Genomic DNA, 25,311 nt, shown 5'->3' with positions numbered 1-25,311 from the left:
CTCCGTACGGCGTGCGGGCGGGCATCCTGCCAAAGCCTGGGCGGAAGTTCCAGCCGACGGCCCAGGTGTGCCGGACGCGCCCCCGGGGGAGACTTGTTCGTCAACTCCGGAGTGATGTTCACTCGTTCAGGTGGCGGAGTGGTTTATGCGCGCCCCCCTCTCAAAAGCGCTGGAATGGTCAGAAGCCGTACCAGGGGGCGGGGCGCTCGTTCACATGTGACCGTGCGTCACCTCTGCTTCAAGGGCGGACGAGTCAAGAATGCGAGCACCGGTGCAGAAGAAGCGGCCTCGGAGCAAGGGCAGCAAACACAGTGGTTCCGGGGTGACGCCTCCGGCACCCGCCGAGAGCGAGAGCACCCGTCGCACCGTGCGCGTACGCAGCCGGCTGGTTGCCGGTGTCGCGGTCGTCGGTATCACCGTCATCGCCGCGGGCGCACCCGCGGCCCTCAGTGCTTCCTCCGACCTGAACGAGTCGCAGCGGCTGGTCACCCTCGCCGAGCTGAACCAGCAGGCCATCGCGCTCGCACACGCCCTCGCGGACGAGCGTGACGAAGTCACCGCCTACATCGCGGCCGGCCGTGAAGAGAAGTCCGGCCCCACGGCGGAGGGAAAGGGCGACTCCGGCAGCCCGAGCGCCCGCGTCGACCGGCAGGTGGACGAGATCAGGAGTGCGGCCCCGGCCGCACTGCGCCGCGACCTCTCCACCATTCCCTCCCTGCGCCGCGACGCGCTCAGCGGCAAGGGCACCGCGCTGGAGGCCCATCAGGCGTACTCCGAGGTCATCGCCAAGCTCCACGACCTCGCCGACGAACTCGCCGAGAAGACCCCGCCGCGCGCCGCCGAGTCCACCCGCGCCCCGCTCGCCCTCGGCCGGGCCACCGAGCAGGCCTCCGCCACCCGCGGGCTGCTGATCGCCGCGCTCTCCGTACCCCGCAAGGTCACGAACCCGCAGATCGACCCGATCACCGGGCTGCCCGTCCAGACCCAGGGCGAAGGCAGCAGCAAGGACGACCGCACCCGTGACGAGCTGAGCGCCGCCGCCCAGCAGGCCCGGGTCCGTGAACTCTCCTCGCTCGCCGACTTCGACCAGGCCGCGGGCTCCACCGCCCGCGACAAGCTGTCGTCCACCGTCACCGGGCCCGAGGTCAACAGCGCGGAGAAGTACCTCAACTCCCTCACCGACCGCCCAGAGCTGTCGGACTCCGACCAGAAGGCCAACAGCAAGAAGGTCGAGGCGGCACTCTCCGCCCGGATCGACCGGATGCGGGGTGTCGAGTCCGCCCTCGGCACCGCACAGGTCCAGCGCCTGGAGCAGCTGCGCGACGACGACGTCACCGCGCTGGAACTGCGGATCGCGCTGCTCGGCGGCTGTCTGCTGATCGCCGTCGGCGTCTCCACCGCCGTGGCCCGCACCCTCACCCAGCCGCTCGCCGTCCTGCGGATCGGTGCCGCCCGCCTCGCCGCGGAACCCGCCACCGCCGAACCGGTCCGCTACACCGGCCGCAACGACGAATTCGCCCAGGTCGTACGGTCCATCAACGCCCTGCACGGCCAGCTGCACGGACTGCTCCACGAGTTCAACGGCCGCTTCGAGAGCCTGCAGACCGAGCGTGCCGAGCTGATCGCCGGACGCGAGGCCCTCACCGTCCAGCGCGCCGAACTCCAGGTCATGGCCTCCGACCTCACCGCCCAGCTGGAGCGGCTGAAGAACACGGTCCACCACACCTTCGTCAACCTCTCGCTGCGCACCCTCGGTCTCGTCGAGCGTCAGCTCGGTGTCATCGAGAACTTGGAGGAGCGCGAGCACGACCCCGAGCGGCTGGCCACCCTCTTCAAGCTCGACCACATGGCCACGGTCATGCGCCGCCACAGCGAGAACATGCTGGTCCTCGCGGGCGCCGAGCACGGCCACGGGCATGCGGGCCCGATCCCGCTGGTCGACGTGATGCGTGCGGCCGTCTCGGAGATCGAGCGGTACGAGCGGGTCACCATCCAGTCGCTGCCTCCGCACGCCCAGATCGCCGGTTTCGCCGCGGACGACCTCAGCCACCTCGTCGCCGAACTCCTGGAGAACGCGACTTCCTTCTCACCGCCGGATTCCCATGTCCAGCTCTCCGGCTGGCTGCTGGAGACCGGCGAGGTGATGCTCTCCGTACAGGACGAGGGCATCGGGATGTCCGCCGTACGGATGGGCGAGCTCAACACCCGGCTCGGCGACCCCACGTTGTTCGAGGCGGGCGAGCAGAGTGCGGACGGGGCCGGGCTCGGCCTCCAGGTCACCTCCCTGCTGGCCGCGCGCCACGGTGTACGGGTCCAGCTGCGTGACCACGTGGGCACCGGCGGGGTCACGGCGGTCGTCGTCCTGCCCACGACCCTGCTGCCGAAGGCGCCACCGGCCGCCGCCACACCACCGCCGGTGAAGGTCCCCGGGGACGCCCCCGCGCTGAACCTGCCGGGGTCGGTCGCCGAGGCCAACTCCAACGCACTGCCGGAGCGTACGCTCGCCCTGCCCGGCGACCCCCTGATCGCCGCGGCCGAGCAGACGATCCGTGAGTCCGGGGCGACCTCCGAGCCAGAGCCCGTGACCGTGCCCGGGCACGCGGCGGGCAACGTCCCCGCACCCGCTCCGGCCGCCGCCGAGGCCGAGACCACGATGCAGGTACGGCTCCCGGTGGTTCCGGAGTCCGCGGACGCCCCCGAGTTCACGGCGCCCGACCCGTACGCCATCGGCCCCGACCGCCACGAGCGCACCGCCGACGAGTCCCCGGAGCCGTACACCGCTCCGGCGCCGGCCCCCACGCCGTACACCGCCCCGGCTCCCGCGCCCGCCCCGGAGCCGTACACCGGCCCCGCCCCGGTCCCCGCGCCCGTCGCCGACGCCCTGCCCGGCCCCCGGCAGCCGGAGCAGCACTCGCAGCTGCAGCAGGAGCGCATCACGGACAAGGGGCTGCCCAAGCGCACCCCCAAGGTCGTCAAGCCCACCGCGGCACCCAGCACCGAGCGCAAGGGCAGCCTGGACAAGGAGGCGCTGCGCCGTCGGCTCGGCGGCTTCCACCAGGGCGCGAAGGACGGCCGCCGGGACGTCGAGGCGGAGATCGCCGAGATCACGGCGACCCAGCCGTTCCCCGGAGCCCCCGTACACGCCCCGCACCCCGCACTCACCGAGCACAGTGAGCCGGCCGACCGTAGCGACGGCCGAACCGATGAGACGGGGGACACAGTCGAGGAGGCACGCAGTTGACTGCGCCCAGCACATTCGGGCTGAGTACCGAGGCCCGGAACCTTCACTGGTTGCTGAGCAATCTGGTGGAGGAGGTGCCAGGGGTCCACTCGGTCACCGTCGTCTCGTCCGACGGACTGATGCTGCTCTCCTCCGACCCCGGCCATCTGACCACTCGGAACGCCGGACGGCAGGACGGCCCCAAGGGCTCCAGCGCCGACCTGGCCACCATCGTCTCCGGCATCGGCAGCCTCACCGTCGGCGCCGCCAAACTGATGAACGGCGGCGGCGTCAAGCAGACCATGGTCGCCATGGACGAGGGCAGTGTGTTCGTCATGTCGATCAGCGACGGCTCGCTGCTCGGTGTGCACGCCACCCCGGACTGCGACATGAGCGTCATCGCCTACCACATGGCGCTCTTCGTCGGCCGAGCCGGACACGTACTCACCCCCGAACTCCGCAGTGAACTGCGCAAATCGATGGAGAGCGCCCAGTGACGCCCCCTGCTGAACCCGCCCGCAGGCTCCCCGTCCGCGGGTCCGACCGAAGGCCCGCACGGGTCCGCCCGTACTCGCTCACCGGCGGTCGCACCCGCTTCGGCCACGTCCTGCTCGTCGAGACGTTCGTCGCCGCGCTCGAAGCGCCCGAGGAGCGCCGCGAGCTGACCAACGGCAACCTGGCCACCCGCGTCATGCCGGAGCTCCAGGCCATCGTCGAAATCTGCCGCCGGATGCGTACGGTCGCTGAGATCTCCGCCCTGTTGAAGATGCCGCTCGGTGTGGTCCGGGTGCTGCTCAGCGACTTGGCCGACCAGGGAAAGATCCGCGTGTACGGGACCGGTCACGGCACCGGCCAGCCCGACCGCGCACTGCTCGAAAGGGTGCTCAATGGACTCCGCCGTCTCTGAGTCGCCGCTCTTCGCCCCGCGCCAGCCGGGGGCCAAGGACCAGGCCGAAGAATCGCTGCAGGCCTGGCAGTTGGACCGCACCAGGGCCCCCATCGCCACGAAGATCGTGGTCGCGGGCGGGTTCGGCGTGGGCAAGACGACCTTCGTGGGGTCGGTCTCCGAGATTACCCCGCTGAAGACCGAAGCGATGATGACCCAGGCCAGCGAGGAGACCGACGATCTCTCCGCGACACCCGACAAGGTCACCACGACCGTCGCGATGGACTTCGGCCGGCTCACGCTCGACGACGACCTCGTGCTGTACGTGTTCGGCACACCGGGCCAGCAGCGCTTCTGGTTCATGTGGGACGACCTGGTGCGCGGCGCGATCGGTGCGGTCGTGCTCGCCGACACCCGGCGGCTCGCCGACTGCTTCCCCGCACTCGACTACTTCGAGAGCTGCGGTCTGCCGTACATCGTCGCCGTCAACCACTTCGAAGGAACGCCGGGGTTCGAGGCGGAGGACGTCAGGGAGGCCCTGACTGTCCCGCCGCACGTGCCTGTTGTGATCATGGACGCGCGTAACAAGATCACTGTCGTCGAGTCGCTGCTGGCCCTCGTCGGCCACGCCCTCGACGCCACCCCGGCATAGCTCGCACGCAACACGTAACGGAGAACCGCGATGCGGAAGATACTCATAGTCGGAGCCGGTCAGTCCGGTCTCCAGCTCGCCCTCGGACTGCAGTCCCGAGGGTACGAAGTCACCCTGATGTCCAACCGCACCGCCGACGAGATCCGCTCCGGCCGGGTCATGTCGACGCAGTGCATGTTCGACACGGCGCTCCAGTACGAGCGTGACTACCAGCTCAACTTCTGGGAGTCCCAGGCCCCGCGCATCGAGGGCCTCGGCGTCTCGGTCGCCGCGCCCGACTCCTCGCGCGCCATCGACTGGGTCGGAAAGCTGGACGGCTTCGCCCAGTCCGTCGACCAGCGCGTGAAGATGGCCGGCTGGATGGAGACCTTCGCCCAGCGCGGCGGGCAGCTCGTCATCCACGGTGCCGCCGTCTCCGACCTGGACTACTTCTCCCGCACCTACGACCTGGTGATGGTCTCCGCGGGCAAGGGCGAGCTGGTCTCCATGTTCGGCCGGGACGCGTCCCGTTCGCCGTTCGACACCCCGCAGCGCGCCCTGGCCGTCGCGTACGTCCACGGCATGGGCCCGCGCCCCGAGCACCCCGAGTTCGACGCGGTCCGCTGCAACCTGGTCCCCGGCGTCGGCGAGCTCTTCGTGATGCCGACCCTGACCACGTCCGGCCGCGCCGACATCCTGTTCTGGGAGGGCATCCCGGGCGGGCCGCTCGACGCGTTCCAGGGCATCAAGGACCCCTCCGAGCACCTCGCCAAGACGCTGGAGCTCATGGAGCGGTTCACGCCGTGGGAGTACGCCCGCGCCACCAAGGTCGAACTGACCGACGCCAATGGCACCCTGGCGGGACGCTACGCCCCGACCGTTCGCAAGCCGATCGGCCGACTGCCCAGCGGCGGTCTGGTGCTCGGTGTGGCGGACGTCGTCGTCGCCAACGACCCGGTCACCGGCCAGGGCTCCAACTCGGCCTCCAAGTGCGCCAACGCGTACCTGGAGTCGATCATCGAGCATGGCGACCGGGAGTTCGACGCGGACTGGATGCAGGCCACGTTCGACCGTTACTGGGACACCGCGCAGCACGTCGTGAAGTGGACCAACGCGATGCTCGGCGTTCCGCCGGAGCACGTGCTGAACCTGATCGGCGCCGCCGGCCAGCTCCAGCCGGTCGCCAACCGCTTCGCCAACGGCTTCAACAACCCGGCGGACTTCGAGAACTTCTTCTTCGACCCGGAGAAGACCAACGCGTACCTGGCCGAGGTCTCCGGGGCCGCGTCGGCCGCCTGACCACAGCAGCCGGGCCGAGTCCCGTCGGGAATCCGACGGGACTCGGCCCGGCTGCCATGTGCGGACGTCACGGCCCCCGGCCGGCTACTGCTCGGGCGCCGACGACGAGCTGTACCCCGCGTCCGAGCCCGAGGACGCCCCCAGCGGGAGCTGCGGCGGCTTGAACGCGGACAGTGGCGTGTTCTGCGGATCCGGCCGTACGGCACCCAGCAGCGGATTCGACGCCACCGGCGAGACCTTCACCTGCGAGCCCGGCCGGGGTGCCTGCACCACCTGGCCGTTGCCGATGTACAGCGCCACATGAGTGGCCTTCGGGAAGTAGATCACCAGGTCACCCGGGCGCAGTGCGTTGAGCGGTACCTTCGGCAGCTGCCGCCACTGCTCCTGCGAGGTCCGCGGAATGACCCGGCCCGCCTTCGCCCAGGCCTGCGAGGTGAGCCCCGAACAGTCGAACGAGTCCGGCCCCTCCGCGCCCCACACATACGGCTTGCCCACCTGCCCGATCGCGTACTTCACCGCCTCGCCGCCCGCGCGGGACGGCGACCTGGTCGAGGACAGGGCGCCCGAGGCGGCCAGGGCGCCCTGAGCCTTCGCCGTGCCCTGCTGTTCCAGCCGGGACAGCTCGGCGAGCTGCGCGCCGGAGAGCGTGGCCAGTCTCGTCTCGACGGCCTTGAGCCGCGACTGCACCGCGTCCCGCTGCTTCTTCTGCTTCGTGGCCAGAGCCTGCTGCCGGTTCAGCACCTTGCGGGACTCGGCCGCCAGGTCGTCGGCGCGCTTCTCGGCGCCGGTGAGCCGCTTCACGGTGGCCGCCCGTCCGGCCGCCGCACGCCGGATCACATGCTCCTGGTCCAGGAGGTGCTCGGGATCACGGGCCAGCAGGAGCTGCATGTACGAGGAGATGTCGGACTGCCCCTGGTACTGCTCACGGGCCAGCTGCCCCGCCTCGCCGCGGCTGTCGGACAGCGCGGTCCGGGCGGCGACGAGGGAGGCGTGGAGCTTCTTCGTCTGCGCCTTGCGCTTCTTCAGCTCCGCGGCGGTCCCGTTGTACGTCTCGGTGGCCTCCTCGGCCTGCTGGTACAGCTTCTGCAGCTCGGTGAGCAGCTGGGCGACGCTCTTGTTCGTGGCCGCGGGGGCGGCGGGCGACTTCGCGGCGGGGCCCGCGGCGGGGCCCGGGTCCACGGGTGCGGCGGCTGCCAGCGAGGTTACGACTAGCGTGGTCAGGGTCGCAGTGCAGACCGCACGCAGGACTCCGCCTGACACGACATCACCTCCGGTGACGGGGCGAGTCATGGGACTCCCCCCATGAGTGAGCGCAAGGAATCAAATACGGTCACTCGGTGTCACGAGATGCAAGAACCGTGCGGTGTGGCGGCAGACGGGTTCGCCCGGAAGGCGGTGGGCGGGTGCGGACCTCCTGGACCTTCGCTCAGGCGACCGGGAAGGCGTAGAAGATCCGGTCGCGCTGGACGACGGCGGTCTTTCCGGCCGCCAGCACCCGGTACGGAGCGGTGACTGTGGGCCCCTTCGGGTCCTGCGACCCGATGTCCTGGAACTTCCACAGGCGTCGCCCGTCCTCCGCCGCGAACGCGGTGACCTGGGCCCCGTCCGCGGCCAACAGTGTCCTGCCGGTCGTGCTGAGCGTCACCGCGGGGGCGGCGGTGCCGGGTGCCGCCTCCGTCGAGCGCCGCCAGCGCAGCCGCCCCGTCTCCCGCTCGACCGCGCCCACTTCCTGGTTGCGGTTGGTGGTGTGCAGAAGCGTTCCGGTGGCGACGGGGGTCCCGTACGGGGTCCCGGTGGTGCCGTTCAGCGTCCACTTCGGCTTGCCTGCGGGGATCTCGAAGGCCTGGAGATCGTCACCCACCGCCGCGTACAGCAGGCCCCGTTCGTCGCCCATGGCCGCCCCGTCCGGTGCGATCGTGCCGAACGACCTGCTCCACAGCAGCTTTCCGGTCTTCTGGTCGAAGCCCCGGAAGACGGCTTTCCCCTTGGCGGCCTTCACGTCGCCGGGTGTCAGCGTGCCTGTGCTCTGACGTATGACGAAGTCGTCCTGCCCGACAGCGATCAGCCGGTAGACGGGGGCGGCCGGTCCGCGCCCGGTGGGCACGGCGGTCCGCCACAGCTCCTTGCGCTGCAGGACGTCGTAGGCGAAGAGGTACGACTTGACGACCTGAGTGTCCTTGCCGCGCTTCTTGCCCTTCTTCGGCGCCGGGGCCTTGACCGTGACCTTGTGGGAGCCGGTGAACCAGACCACCGGTCCGAAAGTGCCGACGACCCCCGACACCGCGAGGTTCGGCGCCCCGGTGAACCCGTCCGCGTATCCCGCCCGGTGCGCGACCTTGCCGTCCTTCGGCGACAGCCACAGGAACTCGGACGGACCGGCGACGAAACAGAGATCCTGCCCGGCCGGCAGTGCGGCCTGTCCCTTGGCGGCGTCCGTGTTCTCCCAGACCCGGCGCCCGGTACGCAGATCGATGCCGGTCGCCCCGCTCTCGCTGGTCAGCACCAGCAGCCGGTCGTTCCAGAGGGCGGCGGTGAGCGGCGGAGGTTCGGCCGCCGGGTGCGTGTACACCCAACGCGGCTGAGGCGGCAGCCCCGCGACGGTGGGACCGCTGCGGCTCGGCGCGGGCTTGGGGTCGTCCGCCGTCCCCCCGTCACCGGACCCGAGGGCGAGCACCCCACCCCCGCCGACCACCAGCCCGGCGGCCCCGGCAGCGAGCCCGATGAAGAGGCTGCGCCGACCGACGGCAGGGGAGGCGGGAGCGGCTGGGGCGGGGGCGGGAGCCGCGGGGACCGGCAGCGGGCGGGGCGGCAGCGCAGCGACGGGCGGGAGCACGGCAGGAAGCCCGGCGGCGGGCGCGGCAGGGGGTGCGGTGAGTTCGCGAGGTACGGACAGCTGGGTCGTGGGCCGGTCGGTCCTCGGGACGTGACGCCCGATGTCACCCAGTTGAGTGGTACGGGTGTCCGGGGCGGGGGCGAGTTCACGGCCGGGCGCGTCGGCCGGTGCGCCCGATGGTGCGGCGTCCGCAGGTCCGTCGGCGGGCCCGTCGACCGGCGCGTCCACCGGATGACCGGCCGAGACCAACTCCCGGACCCTCGCTCCCTGTTCCGTCATCGCAGCCGTCAACCGCTCCGGCAGCCAGTCGCCCTTTGCCAGCCCCGCCGCCCCCTCGAGGGCCAGCTCCGCCGCCACCGTCCCGGCACTCGGCCGGTCGGCCGGGTCCTTCGCGAGGCAGCGGGCGATCAGATCACGCAACTCCTCCGGTACCGCCCCGAGTTCGGGGTCCGTGCGGGCGATCCGTTCGGCGCCCTCGGCGGCCGGGCCGTCGGCGAGCGGGGTCGTGCCGGTCGCCGCGTACGCCAGCAGCAGGCCCAGCACGAAGAGGTCCGAGGCCGGTCCGGGCTCCTCTCCCTCAACTTGTTCCGGGGTGAGATAGCCGAGCCGTACGGACAACTGCCCGCCGGGCCGGGCCTCGGCAGCGGCCGCAGCGCCCAGCGGACCGAACGCGGTGAGTCGCGGCCCGTCCTCGGCCAGCAGCACCGTCCCGGGAGCCAGGCCCTGGAGCACGGCTCCGGTGGCGTGCACACGGGAGAGGGTCTCGGCGATGCCCGCGCCCAGTATCCGCACGGCACGCTCGGGAAGCGGCCCCGCGACCTCGATCGCCTCGGAGAGCGTCAGCGCCGGTACGTAGGGGCCGGCCGTCCACGGCAGGTCGTCGTCCGCATCATCGGCCGGGGTGTCGAGCTGCGGCTGGACCCAGCCGCCGGCCAGCCGGTCCGCGGTGCGGGCCTCCGCCTGGAAACGGCGCCGGAAGGCGGGCAGCGCGGCGAGTTCGGGGCGGGCGGCGGTGACCACCACGGGTCTGTCCGCGGCCGCGTCGTGCGCGAGGTACTGCACGGCGCTCGCGGTCTCGCGGCACCGGGCCAGCACGGTGTACGGACCGATGCGGCGTGGATCGTCCTGACGCAGCGCCTCCATGGCGCACCCCCTTGCTGACCGTGCCCGGCACCAGAGCGTCGATCTTAGACCGATCCCTCCGTCCCGCCGGGTGGCGCACCCTCAGTCCGGCTTCGACCAGGGCCACTTGGGGCTGTGCCGCGCACGGCCCTCGGGGGCGTACTCGTACACCCAGCCCCGCGGAATCCCCAGCCGTTTGGAGTGACCGGCGGGCACCCGGCGGTACGCGTACACGGTGGCGGGCCCGCCGTCGGCGGCCGGCACCGGGACCTCGTACCACTTGGGCGGATGACCGGTCGGACCGACGAGCACGGGCAGGACCCGCCCGTCCAGGGGGCCGCCGGTGAAGGGGGTGTTCTCGCTTCTCACCGTCCCAGTCTGACCGATCAGCCCTCGGGCAGCAGATGGGCCGCCCCGCCGACCACCGGGATCAGCCGTTCCGCCAGTCGCCCGGCCGGACCTGCGGCGTTCTCCAGAGGCAGCAGTTCCGCCACTGCCGACGCGGTCTCCGGGTCCGTCGCCGCCGTCGCGGCCAGCAGCGCGATCAGCTGGTCGACCAGCCAGTCGCGCAGATCGGCCGCGGCGGGCTGCTTCCCCTCGTCCAGCCATATCAGGGACGCCGCTTCGACGGCCGCGATCCAGGTGCGCACCATCATCCGCAGCCGGGGTCCGGGCTCGGCCCCCGCATCCGCGCCGCCCCGGCCCAGGTGCAGCAGGATCTGCTCGGCCGCCGCCCGGCGCACCTCGTCGACGATCGCGGTCGTACGGGAGGTCTCGACGACGCTCCCGCCGCGCAGCAGGGCGCTGAAACCGGCGTCGTGCTCGTCCACGAAGGCGAGATAACGGTCGAGCACCCGCAGCACCCGCTCGGTGGGCGGCCCCACGGGCGGCTCGCTGAAGCACAGGATCAGTTTCTCGGCGGCCGACCTCAGCGCCGCCTCGTACAACTGCTGCCGCCCGCCCGGGAAGTATCGGTACACGAGCGGGCGGGACACTCCGGCGACCGTCGCCACCTCGTCGAGCGAGACCTCGTCGGGGGCCCGGTGTGCGAACAGGGTGAGCGCCGCACCGAGGAGCTGGGCGCGGCGCTCCTCGACGCTGAGCCTTCGGTACGCACGGGTCGGCGGCGCGGCAGTGGTCATGCCATGAAGCCTAAGCGCTCCGCCCGAACGGGCAACGGGGCGTCGGCTCAGGCGAGCAGGCCGGAGCTCTTCCACAGCCTGCGTCCCACCCCGTTGAGTACCCCGATGTCGTCCAGGAAGTCCGTCAGCCGCTTCGCGCCGGTCTGCATGATCTCCGCCCGGTGGCCGCTCGCCTTCACCTGGGCGACGGCCTCGCGGCGGTCCAGGCCGACGTTCTCGTACACCAGCGGGTTGATGAAGCAGACGGAGAAGACACGGGCCGCCTCGCCGCAGCTCACCCGGGTGAACTCGCGCTCCCAGCGCGGGGCGGTCACCATCTGGCGGCGCAGTTCCTCGCGGGCGTACCGGACGTGCCGTGCCTCCTCGACGACATGGATGCGGGTCACACCGCGCACCAGCGTCTGGACGCGCTCGTCCGGGAACGTCAGCCGCTGCATCCAGTCGAGTATCTCCTCGCCCAGCAGGGTCGCGGCGAACGAACCGGGCGTGGTGGAAACGGTCTTCAGCACGCGTGCGAGGTTGTGATAGACGCGCGGTACGGGGTAGTCGGGCGACCCGCTCCACTTGATCATGCGGCCGAACATCATCGAGTGCCGGCACTCGTCGGCTATCTCGGTGAGCGCGTAGCGGACGTGGTTGCTGGTCACCGGCTTGTCGTAGATGTGCCGGACCAGCAACTGCATGAGGATGATCTCGAACCAGATGCCCAGTGAGGCCAGCGACGCCGCCTCGTGTCTGGCCAGGTCCGACCGCTGCTCCTCGGACATCCTCCGCCACAGCGGGGTGTCGTAGAGCGAGACGAGCTCGGGCGGCCAGAACCACTTGCCGACCTCGACCGCCGAGTCCCAGTCGAGTTCCTTGTCCGGATCGAAGGAGTGCTTGGCCGAGGATTCGAGCAGCCGCTCGGCGATCTGCTCGCGGTCCCGGAGCGGGCCGAGTGCATCGCGAAGCAACTGCACGTCCCGTTCGGTCACTGTCGTCATGGCTGGAGGCACCTCACACATCGGTTACCGGCGGTCACTCCTTATGAGACTCTCCGTCAGCAAGGCCGTCAATCCCCTGCGCACGACTTGTTGACCCGGCGTCTACCAACGTGTGAACCTGCCAACTGACGCAACCTCCACGGAACTTATCGGAGCACGCAAGGCGAGAAGGAGCCGTCCGTGTCGACACACGACCTCTACACCACCGCCCCCGACACACCGCTGTGGCAGGTGCCCGCCTCCGGCGCCGCCCGCTTCAGCTGGGACTACGACGACGGTCGCGAACGCCTGCTCGCCCTCTACCAGAAGGGCAAGGACAAGCAGTGGGACGGCAACAAGCGCATCGACTGGTCCCTGGAGGTCGACCCCGCCGACCCGCTCGGCACCCCGGACGACGTCCTCACCCTGTACGGCACGCCGCACTGGGCGAAGATGACCGACAAGGACCGGGGCGAGCTGCGCAAGCACTACACCGCCTGGCAGTTCAGCCAGTTCCTCCACGGTGAGCAGGGCGCCATGGTCTGCGCCGCCAGGATCGTGGAGTCCGTCCCCGACCTGGACGCGAAGTTCTACTCCGCGACCCAGACCATGGACGAGGCCCGGCACGCGGAGATATACAGCCGGTTCCTGCACGAGAAGGTCGGGATGCTCTACCCGGTCAACGACAACCTCCAGGGCCTGCTCGGCGACACCCTGCGCGACTCCCGCTGGGACATGCCCTACCTCGGCATGCAGGTCCTCATAGAGGGCCTCGCCCTGGCCGCGTTCGGCATGATCCGCGACACGACGACCAAGCCACTGCCCAAGCAGATCCTCGCGTACGTCATGCAGGACGAGGCCCGGCACGTCGCCTTCGGCAGGATGGCGCTTCGCGACTACTACAAGCAGCTGAGCGACGCCGAACTGCGCGAACGCGAGGAGTTCGTCATCGAGGGCTGCTATCTGATGCGCGACCGGCTCAGGGGCGTCGAGGTGCTGGAGAACTTCGGCATCGGCAAGCGGGAGGCCGAGGAACTCTCCGAGCAGTCACCGTTTCTGCAGCTCTTCCGCAAGCTGCTGTTCAGCCGGATAGTGCCGTGCGTCAAGGACATCGGCCTGTGGGGCGAACGGCTCCAGAAGGCCTACGTCGACATGGGCGTCTTCGAGCTCGGCGACTCCAACCTGGACCTGCTGATGGCCCAGGACGAGGAACTGGCCGAACAACTGGACCGGGACCGTTTCGCGGCGGAGGAACAGGCCAGGGTCGCGGAGGTCGAAGAGGCGATAGCGCAGGGCGAATCGAGGAGCGGGTGATCTTCCACGATCCGGCCCGTGCCGTCTGGGTCGCCGACATCGAGGGCTCACGCCGCCGGGTCCCGTCCGATCGGCCTGCCGGCCTGCTCGACAAGGCACCGACCGCCATGGCGAAGGCCGTGGTCGCCCTGGTCGCGATCCGTGTACTCGGCCCGAAGGACCCCACTCGGGCGTAACGGGCACCGCAGGCAACCACGACACCGGTGCGCAGCCGGAACTTTCTTGGTTTCCGGTGCCTCTCCCAAGGATCCGCGAACCCGCCGGCTTGCCACGGGGTACCACCGTCCCGAAGAGTGACGATGCATCAAGTTTAGTCGTACCACGGTGACTTCGAGTCAAAAGCGCTTCCTCATGTGTGCGGGAGCTGACAGGCGCCACCCGTAGGGGCCACGATGCTCCCACATCGAACGGGGGGCCTTGATGAGTGCTGCCGAGAGCGAGACCCGGAGCGAGACGGATGCCGGTGCGGAACTGGCACTGCGCGTCTTCACCGGGGACGAGCGTTGGGGCTGGGAGTTCGTCCAGCCGCCCGAGCCCCCCGCACACCGGGACGCCCACAACCCGCCCGCGTACACCGAGCCCTCCGGCGGCGAGGTCCGCGCCATGGAGGAGCGGGCCATGACCGGTAAGAAGAACAAGGGCTCCGGCTGCCTCCTGCTGCTGGCAGGCGTCGTCGCCTTCATCGCCGGCGGAGCGGTCGTCGCCGCGGTCGTCGTCGTCCTCGTCATCGCCGTACTGATCGCCAGCTCCCCGAGCGTCAGGCTGAGGGCCGCCCGAAGCCGCCTGGAGGCCGCTCGCACCCACGCCCGGCGTGACTACGAGCAGCGCCGGCGCGCCTGGCAGAGCCGGATCGACGCCCACCGCGCGGAACACCTGCGGCACAACGAGACGCTGGACACCTGGTTCCCGCTCTCCCTGGCATCCAGGCCCAGCCGGATCGACGTCTTCGGCGGCACGGGCAACGGCTGGGCGAGCCTGCTCGCCACGGTCGGCGGGCCGCTCCTCGGCAGCGGTCAGTCGCTCGTCGTCCTCGACCTCACCCAGCAGGCCGTCGCACTCGAACTGGCCGGGCTCGCCGCACGCCGCGACATCGCCGTCGCGCACGTGCCCATGCCCGGCGCCCTGCTCAACGTCGATCTCCGTGAGGAGTTCACTCCCGAGGAACTGGCCGAGACAATGGCGGAAGCGGTGGGCACCATGCGCCCGCCCGGCGCCGACGTGGACCTCCACACCATCGACGTGGACGTGGTCCAGACCGTCGCGGAACTGCTCGAAGGACCGGTGACCTTCACCCGCCTCGCCGCCGGCCTGCGCGTCCTGCTCCGCGTCTACGACGCCGCCCCGGACGCACCGGGCGCGCTCAGTGCCTCCGAGGTCGAGTCGATCACCCGGGCCATCGACCTCCTGGGCCAGGGCGAGCGCGTCCAGAACGAACTCCGTTACGTACGGGCGCAGACAGAACTGCTCACGCCGAGAGGGGAAGAGGCTGCGGTCCCCGGCGGCCGGGCAGCGGACTGGTGGCAGGCTGCGGGGCTGACGATCGTCACGACCGAGGACTCCGTGCGCCGCCGCAAGGACCTTACGGACCGCTTCGTGTTCTTCCGGCTGCTCCACGCGCTGCGCACGCGTGCCGTGCCGCACGGATCGGGGACGCTCGTCGTCGCCGGAGCTGACCATCTCGGCCGCGACGCCCTGGAATCGATGGCCCGGGAGGCAAGGACTGCCGGGATCAGGCTCGTGTTCCTGCTCGAACACCTGCGGGAAGGCACCGTCCAGGTGGCCGGTGGATCCGACAGCGCGACGGTGTTCATGCGCATGGGCAATGGCGAGGAGGCCAAGGCAGCCGCGCAGTTCATCGGGCAGGAACACAAATTCCTCGTGAACCAGCTGACCCGGCAGATCGGGGAGACCCTCACCGAGGGTCGCGGCAGCAGCTACGGCTACCAGCGGGGCGTGTCGGACACGGACGGCTTCAACCGGGGTGGCGGCATGTCCGGCAGCACCTGGGGGAGCTCACGCTCCGTCTCGACCTCCCTCTCCCGCAGCTGGCAGGACTCCACGAACACCTCCACCGCCCGTTCGACGACGAACGGCGAGAATCTCAGCCGGGTCTACGAGTTCGCGGTCGAGCCCACCCAGCTCCAGGCTCTTCCGGTGACCGGACTGGTCCTCGTCGAAGCCGGTCCGGGCGGCCGTCGCGTCGTGTTCGGGGACTGCAACCCCGGAATCAACTTCCTGCCCCGGCTGTCCGCCCGGCCCCGCGCGAGCCTGACGTGAGCGCAGGCATCGGGGCCGGCCCGGGCCGGCCCTCCGCACTCGACGCGTACCGTTTCCACCGCCTGCTCACCGTGCCCCGGCGGCCGGAGGACCCCCGTGCGGATGACCGTACGGCCGCCCAGCTCACCGCCGCGGTGACGGCGGCCCACGCCGTGCTCTCCCACCACGGGTCAGGGCACCCGACAGGGCTTGCGGCAGCATGGATCCGCCCGGGCCGGCACCGGCCGCTGCACTTCCTTGTGGGTGGAGCGCCCCACTTCCCGCCCGCCGGCGAAGAACCCGCCGAGGACGGCGCGGGACGCCCCTTGCGCTACCCGCCCGGGTCCACGGCCCGGGACGTCCCGCCGGGCGAGGCCGGCGCGCTGCTGGAACGGATGCCGTGCTGGCTGCCCTGCCCCGGATCCCACGACGCCCTGCGCCTGGGCGACGACGAGCGCGCCCTGCCCACCGAACGCCGCAGCTCGTTCGACGATGCCGTGGCCCACCTTCCGGACGCCTTCGCCTGGCTCGTCCTGGCCGAGCCTGTCCCGTACGAGCGACTGGAACAGGAGCGCGCGGCACTCGCCGTGCAGTTGCCGCGGCTGCGCCAGCGCGAGAACTCCGCCGCCGACCGGGTGGCGGCGGACCGGGCCGAGGCCCGCTACCGCGAGCTGACCCGGGCACTCGCCACCGGGGTGTGGAACGTACGCGTACTGGTCGGTGCCGAGAGGCCCGAGTCGGCGCTCGCCTCGGCGGCCCTGCTGTGCGGCGCGGGCGACCTCGACGACCTGCCGTACGTCCTCGTACCAGCGCGGCACCCGGTACCGCTCGCCGAGGCACTGACCGCAGTCACGCCGCAGCCGGCCTCCGGATCCGGACCACCGGGCAGCGTCCCCTTCGTCGCTCCCGCGGAACTCGTCGCGGCGCTGGCCCGGCCGCCCAAGAGGGAACTGCCCGGGATCCGTACGGTGGCGCCGAACCGTTTCGACGTCACCTCGGACGACACGGGGCAGGCCTCGGACGGCTTCCTCATCGGCGACATCCTCGACGAGGCCCTCTCGCCCGCCGACCAGCTCCACGTCTCGCGTTCCACCCTCAACCGGCACGCCTTTGTCTGCGGAGCGACCGGATCCGGCAAGTCCCAGACGGTGCGGACCCTGCTCACCGCCCTGTCCACGCACGAACGGCCGATCCCCTGGCTGGCCGTCGAGCCGGCGAAGGCCGAGTACGCGCGCATCGCCGGACGCCTCGCCGCGGCGGGGGGACCCGAGCGCGCCCGGCGCGTCACCGTGATCCGGCCCGGTGACGTGGACGTGGCCCCCGCCTCCCTCAACCCGCTGGAGCCCGAGCCGGGCTTCCCGTTGCAGAGCCACGTGGACCTCGTGCGGGCCCTCTTCCTCGCGGCGTTCGAGGGGCACGAGCCCTTCCCGCAAGTGCTGTCGCGGGCACTGTCCCAGTGCTACACGGCCGCAGGATGGGACCTTGTCACCGGCGAGCCGCGCCCGGCCCACAAGCCGAAGTACGTGCTGAGCGAGCCGGACGAGCCTCGCACGGCCGTCTACCCGACCCTGGGCGAGCTCCAGGCGACCGCCCGGCAGGTCGTGGAGATGATCGGGTACGGCAAGGAAGTCACCGCGGACGTACGGGGCTTCGTCGACGTCCGCATGGGCTCGCTGCGGGAGGGCGCGCCGGGCCGGTTCTTCGAGGGCGGCCACCCCCTGGACATCGCCGGGCTGCTCGCCGGGAACGTGGTCCTGGAACTGGAAACGATCACGAACGACCAGGACAAGGCCTTCCTCATCGGCGCCGTACTCATCCGCCTGGTCGAACACCTGAGGGTCCACCACGGTGCCGGAGGAGTGCCGCTGCGTCACGTCCTCGTGGTGGAGGAGGCGCACCGGCTCCTGAAGAACGTCGAGGACGGCCCCGCGGCCGCGGCCGTCGAGCTCTTCGCCTCGCTCCTGGCCGAGATCCGGGCGTACGGCGAGGGCGTCGTCATCGTCGAGCAGATCCCCAGCAAGATCCTGCCCGACGTGATCAAGAACAGCGCGCTGAAGATCATGCACCGGCTCCCGGCGGAGGACGACCGCCGGGCGGTCGGCGCCACGATGAACCTCCAACAGGAGCAGAGCGAGAACGTAGTCGCCCTGCCGCCCGGACGCGCGGCCGTCGCCGCCGACGGCATGGACCGGCCCGTTCTGACGGCGATCCCGCACGGGGAGCACGACGAAAGCGCGAAGGAGGCCTCGGCTGAGCCACCGTTGCTGGGCAGCCGCAGCCCGCTCTGCGGAGCCTCCTGCCGTCGCGAACCGTGCACGCTGCGCACGATGAACGACTCCCACCACCGCTCCGTGGAGCCCCTGCCCCTGATCTGGACGGACGTGGCCGCCTCGGCCCAGGCAATGGGCAAGGCCGCCCCCGGCCCTGCCGACGCGGTCCGGGCCTCGCTGAAGGCACTCCCCGAACGGCACCTGGAATGTACTCTCGTGTACGCGGTGGAACGGGCCGTCTCCGCGCGCGAGTCCCTGATGCGCGACGAGGTCGACCCGGGGGACTTTGCGGAGCGCCTGTACGCCACGCTGTCCGCGGCACTGCTCGGCACCCCGGCCCCGACCAGGGACCCGCGCCGCTACACGTACGCCAACTACCGCTTCCGGGACGTCCTGGAAGCCATTCAGCGGGCCCGGAAGGCTGATCCGGACGGGCCGCACAGCTACCCGGACCACACGGCCGAATGGGCGTCCCGCGGCCTGGTCCTGACCGGCACCTCCGGGGCTGACCACCGCCTCCAGGTCCGCGCCCTGCCGGGGTACGGGCCGGAGAAGGTCCATGCCCGGGTCGGCGACGTGGACCGCAGCGGTCTGCGCGACGCGGTGGTGGCGGTGACGGGCGGCACGACGGAGGAGCACGTCAGGCGGGCGTTCGCCCTGGCTTGCGCGGAGGGGCCGAGGCTGCGGTCGGTGGTGGCGGAGACGGCGGCACGGGTGGCGCAGGTGTGCGCCCTGGGGAGGGAGGCCCGTTCATGAGCGAACTCGGTGCTACGCCCGGCGTGGCAGACGCTCCCCCACCCCCACCGCCCCCGCCTCCGGTCGACACAAAGGCGTCCCGGGACGGCGACGTGCCGGCAGAGGCCGACGAGAGCACCGGTGCGCAGGACGCCGCCCAGGAGGGGGTGGACGACGCAGGGGACGGCGACGTCCCGGAGCCCGAGCACGCAACGGACGAGCCCAGGCCTGCCGCCGAGGAGCTGACGGACGGCGACGTCGGCACGGACGAGGTGCAGACGGAGCAGCCCACGGCCGAGGATCCGCCGTCGGTGCCCGATACTCCGGACCCGGCCGAGGAGGTGATCGAGGATCCGCCGTCGGACCCGGACTCCCCGGAGCCGGTTGAACCGTCCGAGCCGGAGATGATCGAGGATCCGCCGTCGGACCCGGACTCCCCGGACCCGGTTGAACCGTCCGAGCCGGAGGTGATCGAGGATCCGCCGTCGGACCCGGACTCCCCGGAGCCGGAGCCGGAACCCGAATCCGGCGAACAGGGTGCGAAGGGTGCGCAGGACGCCGCCCCGTCGGTCGACCCGCCACCGGACGAGCCGGCCACGGAGCCGGAGGACATCACCGCGGAGAAGGTGCAGCCGTCCGAGCAGCCCAGGCCTGCTGCCGAGGAGCTGACGGACGGTGACGTCGGCACGGACGAGGTGCAGACGGAGCAGCCCACGGCCGAGAAGGTGACCGAGGATCCGCCGTCGGACCCGGACTCCCCGGAGCCGGAGCCCGAATCCGGCGAACAGGGCGCGAAGGGTGCGCAGGACGCCGCCCCGTCGGTCGACCCGCCACCGGACGAGCCGGCCACGGAGCCGGAGGACATCACCGCGGAGAAGGCGCAGCCGTCCGAGCAGCCCAACCGGCAGGAGGCGGACGCACAGACGCCGGACCCGGACCGCCCGGCGCGGGCCGAGACCGACCCTCAGGCCGCCCCCGAGGCCGGGGCGGCGGGGAACGGCGACGAGGCGAACCCCAACGACGAACTGGGCGACGCGATGGGCGGCTTGGCCGAGAGCACGGCGAAGGTGGTCGAGACGGGGCTCGACGCCACCGTGGACCTCGTCGAGCAAGCCGCGAACGCCGTGGACGAGGCCGCCGCCGGCGCATCCTTCGACGCCCGCGCTGATGCCCTCCGCGCCGGAGCGGACGGCGACCGGATGCCGGATACGCGCTCGGACGCCGTACCGCCTCCCACCGACGCGCCGTCGGATGGAGAGTGGGAGGACGGTGATCCGCCAGCGGAGTACGCGGGGGAGCGCGAGCAGACGGGGACGCTCGAGGGGCAGCCCACCAATCCGTGGCTCAACCTTGGACGCCAGTCGGCGGACGCGGAGACGGCAACGGACAGCGGGGGCGCCGGGGTGCCCCCGGACGATCCCGACGACCCGGGTTCTGCCGCTGCTGCCGATGGCCCCGACCCCGACGACGGAGGCACACCTGGCGAGCACCCGCGGCGCCAGTTCTTCCGTCCCCAGCCTGCCGACGCGGACACGGCCGACGCGGACACGGCCGACGCGGACAGGGCCGACGTGGACACGGCCGACACCCGTCCCGACCCCGGTGCGCCACCGAGGGACGACAGAAACGGGGACGACGAGGACGGGCCTGACACCTACACGAAGGAGCTGAAGGTCGAAGGGCTCGAACTCCACCCCGATGTCGAGCGCATGCGCGGGGCCAACATGGCCAGAGCCGTCGCGGCCCAAGAGGTGTACGAGGCGTCGCGGGCGGCTCAAGACGGGGTGGGGCTGGACCAGGCGGCCGAAGGCCGGGAGGGGCCGGACCAGGAGCGCGGCGAACGCCAGGGACCGAGCGCGCGAGACGCCGAAGCAGCGCGTGCGCTGGTGGGACTTTCGAGTGGCCGCGACTTGGCCCGGACCGCCGTGAACCACGTGCCCAGTGTGCCCGAGGTCACACAGGCCCCGCAGAGGAGTCTGGAACAGCGTCGGGGTCTGGGCCTTGGGAAGAACAAGGGGCCGAGGTAGGGGAAGGGCCAGACATGAACGGCGGGAGCGTGCGGGTCGGGACGACGGCGGTGTGGGTGGCGCAGGTGTGCGCCGGGGAGAGGGAGACGCGTTGATGAGTGAACTCGGTGGCATCTCCGACGCGCCGCCTCCCCCGCCGCCTCCGCCTCCGGTCGACGCGGAGGCGTCCGGGGACGGGGACGTGCCGGAAGCGGCTCACGAGGTCACTGGTGTGCAGGTCGTCGGTCGGAATGGGGCGGACGACGCAGGGGACGGGGACGTCCCGGAGCCCGAGCACGCAACGGACGAGCAGCCCACGCCCGCCGCCGAGGAGCTGACGGACGGCGACGTCGGCATGCAGGAGACGAGGGCGGAACAGCCTGCGGACGAGCCGTCGTCGGCGGGGCAGGAACCCCCGGACACCACCGAGCCGCCCGGTCCGGTGGTGTCCGCGGACCCGCCTGACCGGCCGGACTCCTCGGCCACGTCGGACCCGGTGATCGAGGACTCCCCGACGGCACTGCACTCCCCGAACCCAGAGCAAGTGCCGGAGGGCACCCAGCTGGTCGACCCGGCGGAAGACCTGTCCCGGGCTCCGGAGGCAGCCGAGCGTCCGGAACAGGTCGAGGCTGCGGACGAGGCGCAGGACGGCTCGGACCACGCATCCGCCGAGACAGGTCGGCCCGAGCAGTCAGGCATGCCTGAAGAGGAACCGAGGCCCGTCGAACAGGGCGACGTGCAGCAGCCGGACGCGGCGACACCCACCGCGGATACGGACACGGTCTCGGACCCGGACCGTCCGGGTTCGGCGGACACCGGCGGCGCGCCGGGGACCGAGGTAAGAGGCGATCAGGCCCTCCCGACCGACGAAGCCGGCGAGGCCCCCGCCCCCGACGACATCCGCCTTCCGGACGAGGCCGAGGCCGCGTCCGACGACAGGGATACGGACGAGCTTGTCGGGGAGTCGGTGGAACTGACGGAAGCGCGCGTTGCCGAAGATGCCGACGATTCGTCGCCGGAGGCCGAAACGGCCGATCAACTTGTCGACGGATCCGAGGCTGACGGGTCGAACGGCACGACGGAAGACGTCAAGCGCGAAGAAGGGGTCGAAAACGCCGTACCGGAATCGGGCGACGACGACACCCAGCTCCAGGAACCCGAAGACACCATCGCCGTCCGCAGCACCGAGGAGAAGGGAGCATCGGACCGCCGACAGGAAGTCGGGCCCCGTGCTCAGATAGATGCGGCACTCAAGAGCGATTCCGGGCGGCCACCTCAGAGCATCCAAGAAAGAGCACGTCAAGCGATCGGAGCGATGAGGAACTGGGCGAACAACACCTATCTCGGACGCCGGTTGGCAGGGAGGCCCATGGAGCCCTGGTCAAGCAACCGCAGCTTTTACCGGAGTCTGGAAGGAGCACGTCCCGCAGCGAATGCAACAGTCGGCGACCTGCTTGATCTGACGCGCGGAAATCCCACCATCGGGTACAAGGATGTCAACGCGAAAGGTCGGTCGGACGACGACCTGATCAATTCTGCTTTCGCCCCTCGTGACGGGCAGTACATCTCGACACACGTTGACCAGCCGGGTGTGATAGGGCAAGGAAATCATAGGGCCATGGAGTTGTTGAGGCGTGCCAAAGATCCGGGTAACGCCAACATTGAATTGACCACGCCGATATTCATCCACCGCGTCGGAGAGTGATGCAGCATCCAAGCAGGCAGCAGCACGGTCGGGTTCCGCGAGAGGTCGGCCGCCCTGACGGCGGACTCGGCCATCATCGAAGGAGGGGTGTGAGTTCTGCGGGGCAACGGGCGGCCGTGAGTGGTGTTCCAGCCCCGTGACCTGCAACTACAGGATGAAAACAACTCGCTGAGGACAGAACGGCCGTCCGACGGGGACCCGGGACTCAGAGCCTCGAGACGAATCCCCGCACCAGCTCGGCCACCTGCTCCGGAACCTCCAGCAGCAGCGCGTGCGTCGCCCCGATGCCCTGGGCCGTGACGCCCGCCCGCTCCGCCGCCAGCTCCGCCAGATCCCGGGCCAGGCCCTGCCCGTACGCCTCCAACAGCTCGTCCAGCCACTCCAGGCCGGGCGTCGGCGGCACCCGGTGCAGGGCCCGGACCAGCAGCAACGGGCAGGGGACACGGCGGAACAGCGCGAACAGATCGAGGCCGTCCAGAGCATCCAGCATCTCCAGCGCGCACTCCCGCTCCGGCAGCAACTGCCAGCCGCCGTCGTCGAGTTCCCGCACACTCGCGCGGAACGACGCCTCGGCCCGCTCGTAGGGGATGCCCAGCCCCATGCTGTACGTGGCCTGCTGCTTCACGTACTGCGCAGGCATCCGCTGTCCCGCCGACGCCCGGGCCATGTCCCCGATGTCGGCCAGCCGCCGCGTCACCTCGTCCGGGTCCAGCCCCGGGTACTGCGCGGGCGTGCCCCACCAGAAGCCGTCCAGGTTCACCGCCCCCGACGCCCGGTCCGGCCGCTCGGCGGCGTACAGCGCGGCGACCATCCCGCCCAGCGAATGCCCGACGGGGACCACGGCGCCCGGGACCTCCAGGGCGGCGAGGGTCTCGTCCAGGTCGCTCAGCACCGCGTCGAACGACCACGACGCAGCGGCGCTGCGGCCGTGCCCGGGCAGGTCCACGGCGAGCACCCGGTGGCCGGCGGTGAGGTGCGGGGCGACGGCGTCCCAGTCGGCGAGGGAACGCGAGGCCGCATGGAGCAGGAGAAGGACCGGCCGGTCACCGTCGTCGGGGCCGCCGTGGTCGCGTACATGAAGAACGGTCATGCAGCCACGGTAGGGCGCGAAAAGCGGCTCGAGATCATTCGACAGCATGACGGAACGGGGCACTTTCCAGGGCCATAATGGATGTACGCCGTCCGACGGTCCCGGAAGGATGGCGCGTATGACGACTCCGCCCCCGCCCCTCACCGCAGGCTCCCCAGCCGCCCGCCGAAGCCTTGAAGCACTGGCCCTGGGCGATGCGTTCGGCGAGCGGTGGTTTCCTCTCTTCCGCGAGCCCCGGCAGGCATTCGACGAGAGCAGGGCGCGTCGCACCCCCCGAGGAGCCGCCCGACCGCCCGGTCAGCCCGTCGCGGCAGGTGCCGGGAAGGACTTCCGCAGAGTGAACGCCCGCTCCGTGGGCCCGTGTTCGCGCAGATGGAGCAGGCGCTCCTCGGCGTCCTGCACCGTCGGGCGCACGCCTGTCGGCACCCACCACAGGGCCGTCATGGCCTCCTCCACCCGCTCGAACCACTCGCGCCGCCGCGCCAGCAGCTCGCGGTGCTGCCCCTGGTACATGAACGCCGTCAGTGCGTCCGTGTCGCGCCACACCGACATGTTCACGATCAGCCAGGTGTCCCCGAAGACCGGTACGTCGGTGGCGTTGCCGGATTCGCTCTGCAGCCGCCAGACGAAGCCGGCGGCCTGGTCGGCGACCGCGTTCACCGGATCGAGGGCGTCGACGAAGTCCTTCAGCTCGGGGGAGTCCAGGGGGAATCTGAGGCGGGCCATGTTCACCTGGGCCAGCTCATGGCCGGTCTGTCGGTCGATGTGAGTCATGACCGCACGGTAATCAGCACGTTCTCCACCGCAAGGGCCATTCCGAGCAGTGAGACGTCCGCCCCGCGCTCTGCGGCCAACTGCAGTCCGACCGGGCAGCCGTCCGCCGTGAACCCGGCGGGCACACTCGCGGCGGGATGCCCGCTGAGATTGAACGCCCAGGTCAGCGCGGTCGAGTAGAGATCGCCCGGACCGTCGTGGCCATGCGGGCGGTTGGGAGTGGTCGGGGTGAGCAGCAGAGGGATACGGGAGAACAGGGCGTCGAGCCGGAGGTCGTTCTCGCGGCGGATCTCCGTGGCGGCCGGGGACGGCTCGCCGCCCCGGACCGCCTGCCACGCCTCTCGCGGGTCGAGCAGCTCGCACGTACGGTCCACGAGCCGCACCACCCCGCCCGCCACGAGGCGCCCCACCGCTCGCCGGACGACCGACCCGACTTCCGGGTCGACCTCCGCGTACCCCAGATCGGGGCTGAAGACAGCGGGGATCGGAAGGTCCGCCGTCGCCGGTCCGCAGCCGTCCAGGACACAGCTCAGATAGGTCCGGGCCTGGGCCGCCGAACGGGTCAGCACCCCGGCGGAGGCGAGCCCGGACCGGTCGGGGGAGGGCAGCAGGCCGTTCGTCGTCTTCAGGCCGAACACCCCGCACCACGCCGCCGGAATCCGTACCGACCCCGCCCCGTCGCTGCCGGTCGCCAGCCCCACCAGATCCGCCGCGACCGCCACCGCCGAGCCCGCCGAGGAGCCGCCGGGTGTGCGCTCGGGATGCCACGGGTTGACCGTACGGCCGTGCGCGCCCAGCCCCCAGGTCTGCCAGGGTGTGCCGGGGCCGGGCACCGAGGTCGCGCCGACCGGGACGCCACCGGCCGCGACCAGTCGCCGGGCCGCGTACGAGCGGATACCGGCCGGCCCCTTGACGGCGAACGGCATACCGGCCAGCGGAAGCCGGCGGGCCCGATCCTCGTCGGCGAGCGCCCTCTCGGGCCACACCTCGATGAACGCGCACAGGCGCGGATCCTCGCGCCCGATCCGCTCCAGCGCCCGGCCCACCTCGCCCGCATCCGTCACGC

At 71.3% G+C, this 25,311-nt stretch carries 19 protein-coding genes and 1 pseudogene; 12 read left to right on the top strand and 8 right to left on the bottom strand.

Translation table 11 applies throughout. From position 1 onward, the window contains the following. Positions 1–271 precede the first annotated feature (271 nt). Genes NRF20_RS15405 through NRF20_RS15385 form a run of 5 tightly spaced genes read left to right on the top strand, consistent with a single transcriptional unit; the run spans position 272 to position 6,036 of the window. A complete protein-coding gene (locus NRF20_RS15405; protein ID WP_398631096.1) occupies positions 272–3,241 on the top strand; it encodes a nitrate- and nitrite sensing domain-containing protein in 2,970 nt (989 codons plus the stop codon). Then, entirely contained in the window at positions 3,238–3,717 is a 480-nt protein-coding gene (locus tag NRF20_RS15400; RefSeq protein ID WP_398631095.1) for a roadblock/LC7 domain-containing protein, read from the top strand. Before NRF20_RS15405 ends, NRF20_RS15400 begins: the two co-directional genes overlap by 4 nt. After that, a complete protein-coding gene (locus NRF20_RS15395) occupies positions 3,714–4,127 on the top strand; it encodes a DUF742 domain-containing protein (protein WP_266357999.1) in 414 nt (137 codons plus the stop codon). Before NRF20_RS15400 ends, NRF20_RS15395 begins: the two co-directional genes overlap by 4 nt. Then, positions 4,108–4,758 carry a GTP-binding protein gene (locus NRF20_RS15390; protein ID WP_398631094.1) on the top strand — a complete coding sequence of 217 codons (651 nt, stop codon included), beginning with the start codon at positions 4,108–4,110 and terminating at the stop codon, positions 4,756–4,758. Before NRF20_RS15395 ends, NRF20_RS15390 begins: the two co-directional genes overlap by 20 nt. Before the next feature lie 30 nt (positions 4,759–4,788). Further along, complete coding sequence (locus tag NRF20_RS15385; protein ID WP_398631093.1) at positions 4,789–6,036, top strand: styrene monooxygenase/indole monooxygenase family protein; 1,248 nt, start codon at positions 4,789–4,791, stop codon at positions 6,034–6,036. 84 nt (positions 6,037–6,120) lie between these two features. Here NRF20_RS15385 and NRF20_RS15380 read toward each other — a convergent pair whose 3' ends face one another. The 5 genes from NRF20_RS15380 to NRF20_RS15360 all read right to left on the bottom strand — a co-directional run bounded on the left by NRF20_RS15380 (position 6,121) and on the right by NRF20_RS15360 (position 12,116). Then, complete coding sequence (locus NRF20_RS15380; RefSeq protein WP_413752753.1) at positions 6,121–7,296, bottom strand: NlpC/P60 family protein; 1,176 nt, start codon at positions 7,294–7,296, stop codon at positions 6,121–6,123. Between the two features lie 166 nt (positions 7,297–7,462). Further along, positions 7,463–10,012 (bottom strand): PQQ-binding-like beta-propeller repeat protein, encoded by a 2,550-nt coding sequence (locus NRF20_RS15375; protein WP_413752752.1) that lies wholly within the window; start codon positions 10,010–10,012, stop codon positions 7,463–7,465. A gap of 81 nt (positions 10,013–10,093) precedes the next feature. After that, a complete protein-coding gene (locus NRF20_RS15370) occupies positions 10,094–10,360 on the bottom strand; it encodes a hypothetical protein (protein WP_114246624.1) in 267 nt (88 codons plus the stop codon). Positions 10,361–10,377: 17 nt separating this feature from the next. Further along, on the bottom strand, positions 10,378–11,133 hold the full coding sequence (locus NRF20_RS15365) for a TetR/AcrR family transcriptional regulator (RefSeq protein ID WP_413752751.1): 756 nt from the start codon (positions 11,131–11,133) through the stop codon (positions 10,378–10,380). A 47-nt stretch (positions 11,134–11,180) separates the two neighbouring features. Next, positions 11,181–12,116, bottom strand: coding sequence for an AurF N-oxygenase family protein (locus tag NRF20_RS15360; RefSeq protein ID WP_413752750.1), 936 nt, complete (start codon positions 12,114–12,116; stop codon positions 11,181–11,183). Positions 12,117–12,296: 180 nt separating this feature from the next. Between NRF20_RS15360 and NRF20_RS15355 the strand changes: the two genes are divergently transcribed. The 6 genes from NRF20_RS15355 (at position 12,297) to NRF20_RS15330 (ending at position 22,381) form a co-directional block, all read left to right on the top strand. Next, positions 12,297–13,409, top strand: a complete 1,113-nt coding sequence (locus tag NRF20_RS15355; RefSeq protein ID WP_398631088.1) for a ferritin-like domain-containing protein — start codon at positions 12,297–12,299, stop codon at positions 13,407–13,409. Then, on the top strand, positions 13,406–13,585 hold the full coding sequence (locus NRF20_RS15350) for a hypothetical protein (protein ID WP_398631087.1): 180 nt from the start codon (positions 13,406–13,408) through the stop codon (positions 13,583–13,585). Before NRF20_RS15355 ends, NRF20_RS15350 begins: the two co-directional genes overlap by 4 nt. Positions 13,586–13,829: 244 nt before the next feature. After that, positions 13,830–15,686: a hypothetical protein gene (locus NRF20_RS15345; RefSeq protein WP_398631086.1), complete on the top strand. Its 1,857-nt coding sequence runs from the start codon at positions 13,830–13,832 to the stop codon at positions 15,684–15,686. Further along, positions 15,683–18,691 (top strand): helicase HerA domain-containing protein, encoded by a 3,009-nt coding sequence (locus NRF20_RS15340; protein WP_413752749.1) that lies wholly within the window; start codon positions 15,683–15,685, stop codon positions 18,689–18,691. The genes NRF20_RS15345 and NRF20_RS15340 overlap by 4 nt, the downstream gene beginning before the upstream one ends. Next, the gene (locus NRF20_RS15335) at positions 18,688–20,697 is read left to right on the top strand and encodes a hypothetical protein (protein ID WP_398631084.1); all 2,010 of its coding nucleotides are present in this window, start codon (positions 18,688–18,690) and stop codon (positions 20,695–20,697) included. The genes NRF20_RS15340 and NRF20_RS15335 overlap by 4 nt, the downstream gene beginning before the upstream one ends. Before the next feature lie 475 nt (positions 20,698–21,172). Continuing rightward, complete coding sequence (locus NRF20_RS15330) at positions 21,173–22,381, top strand: hypothetical protein (protein WP_413752748.1); 1,209 nt, start codon at positions 21,173–21,175, stop codon at positions 22,379–22,381. Positions 22,382–22,586: 205 nt separating this feature from the next. Here NRF20_RS15330 and NRF20_RS15325 read toward each other — a convergent pair whose 3' ends face one another. Further along, positions 22,587–23,471, bottom strand: a complete 885-nt coding sequence (locus NRF20_RS15325; RefSeq protein ID WP_398631082.1) for an alpha/beta fold hydrolase — start codon at positions 23,469–23,471, stop codon at positions 22,587–22,589. A 118-nt stretch (positions 23,472–23,589) separates the two neighbouring features. Between NRF20_RS15325 and NRF20_RS15320 the strand changes: the two are divergent. Continuing rightward, a pseudogene (locus NRF20_RS15320) lies at positions 23,590–23,745 on the top strand (ADP-ribosylglycohydrolase family protein); the annotation flags it as partial. A 23-nt stretch (positions 23,746–23,768) separates the two neighbouring features. Here NRF20_RS15320 and NRF20_RS15315 read toward each other — a convergent pair. Both NRF20_RS15315 and NRF20_RS15310 read right to left on the bottom strand, forming a co-directional pair. Next, a complete protein-coding gene (locus NRF20_RS15315) occupies positions 23,769–24,245 on the bottom strand; it encodes a DUF3291 domain-containing protein (protein ID WP_398631081.1) in 477 nt (158 codons plus the stop codon). Next, positions 24,242–25,309, bottom strand: coding sequence for an amidase family protein (locus NRF20_RS15310; RefSeq protein ID WP_398631080.1), 1,068 nt, complete (start codon positions 25,307–25,309; stop codon positions 24,242–24,244). The genes NRF20_RS15315 and NRF20_RS15310 overlap by 4 nt, the downstream gene beginning before the upstream one ends. Between the last annotated feature and the right edge of the window lie 2 nt (positions 25,310–25,311).

It is taken from the genome of Streptomyces sp. R-74717 (genome assembly GCF_047305335.1).
GTDB lineage: Bacteria > Actinomycetota > Actinomycetes > Streptomycetales > Streptomycetaceae > Streptomyces > Streptomyces atratus.
Note: the sequence above shows the minus strand (reverse complement) of the source record. Positions and strands in the feature narration are given on the sequence as shown.

Coding starts and splice junctions, on each gene's coding strand:
- NRF20_RS15390 (WP_398631094.1), top strand. CDS start 4,108: ATGGACTCCGCCGTCTCTGAGTCGCCGCTCTTCGCCCCGCGCCAGCCG.
- NRF20_RS15385 (WP_398631093.1), top strand. CDS start 4,789: ATGCGGAAGATACTCATAGTCGGAGCCGGTCAGTCCGGTCTCCAGCTC.
- NRF20_RS15375 (WP_413752752.1), bottom strand. CDS start 10,012: ATGGAGGCGCTGCGTCAGGACGATCCACGCCGCATCGGTCCGTACACC.
- NRF20_RS15365 (WP_413752751.1), bottom strand. CDS start 11,133: ATGACCACTGCCGCGCCGCCGACCCGTGCGTACCGAAGGCTCAGCGTC.
- NRF20_RS15360 (WP_413752750.1), bottom strand. CDS start 12,116: ATGACGACAGTGACCGAACGGGACGTGCAGTTGCTTCGCGATGCACTC.
- NRF20_RS15345 (WP_398631086.1), top strand. CDS start 13,830: ATGAGTGCTGCCGAGAGCGAGACCCGGAGCGAGACGGATGCCGGTGCG.
- NRF20_RS15335 (WP_398631084.1), top strand. CDS start 18,688: ATGAGCGAACTCGGTGCTACGCCCGGCGTGGCAGACGCTCCCCCACCC.
- NRF20_RS15325 (WP_398631082.1), bottom strand. CDS start 23,471: ATGACCGTTCTTCATGTACGCGACCACGGCGGCCCCGACGACGGTGAC.
- NRF20_RS15315 (WP_398631081.1), bottom strand. CDS start 24,245: ATGACTCACATCGACCGACAGACCGGCCATGAGCTGGCCCAGGTGAAC.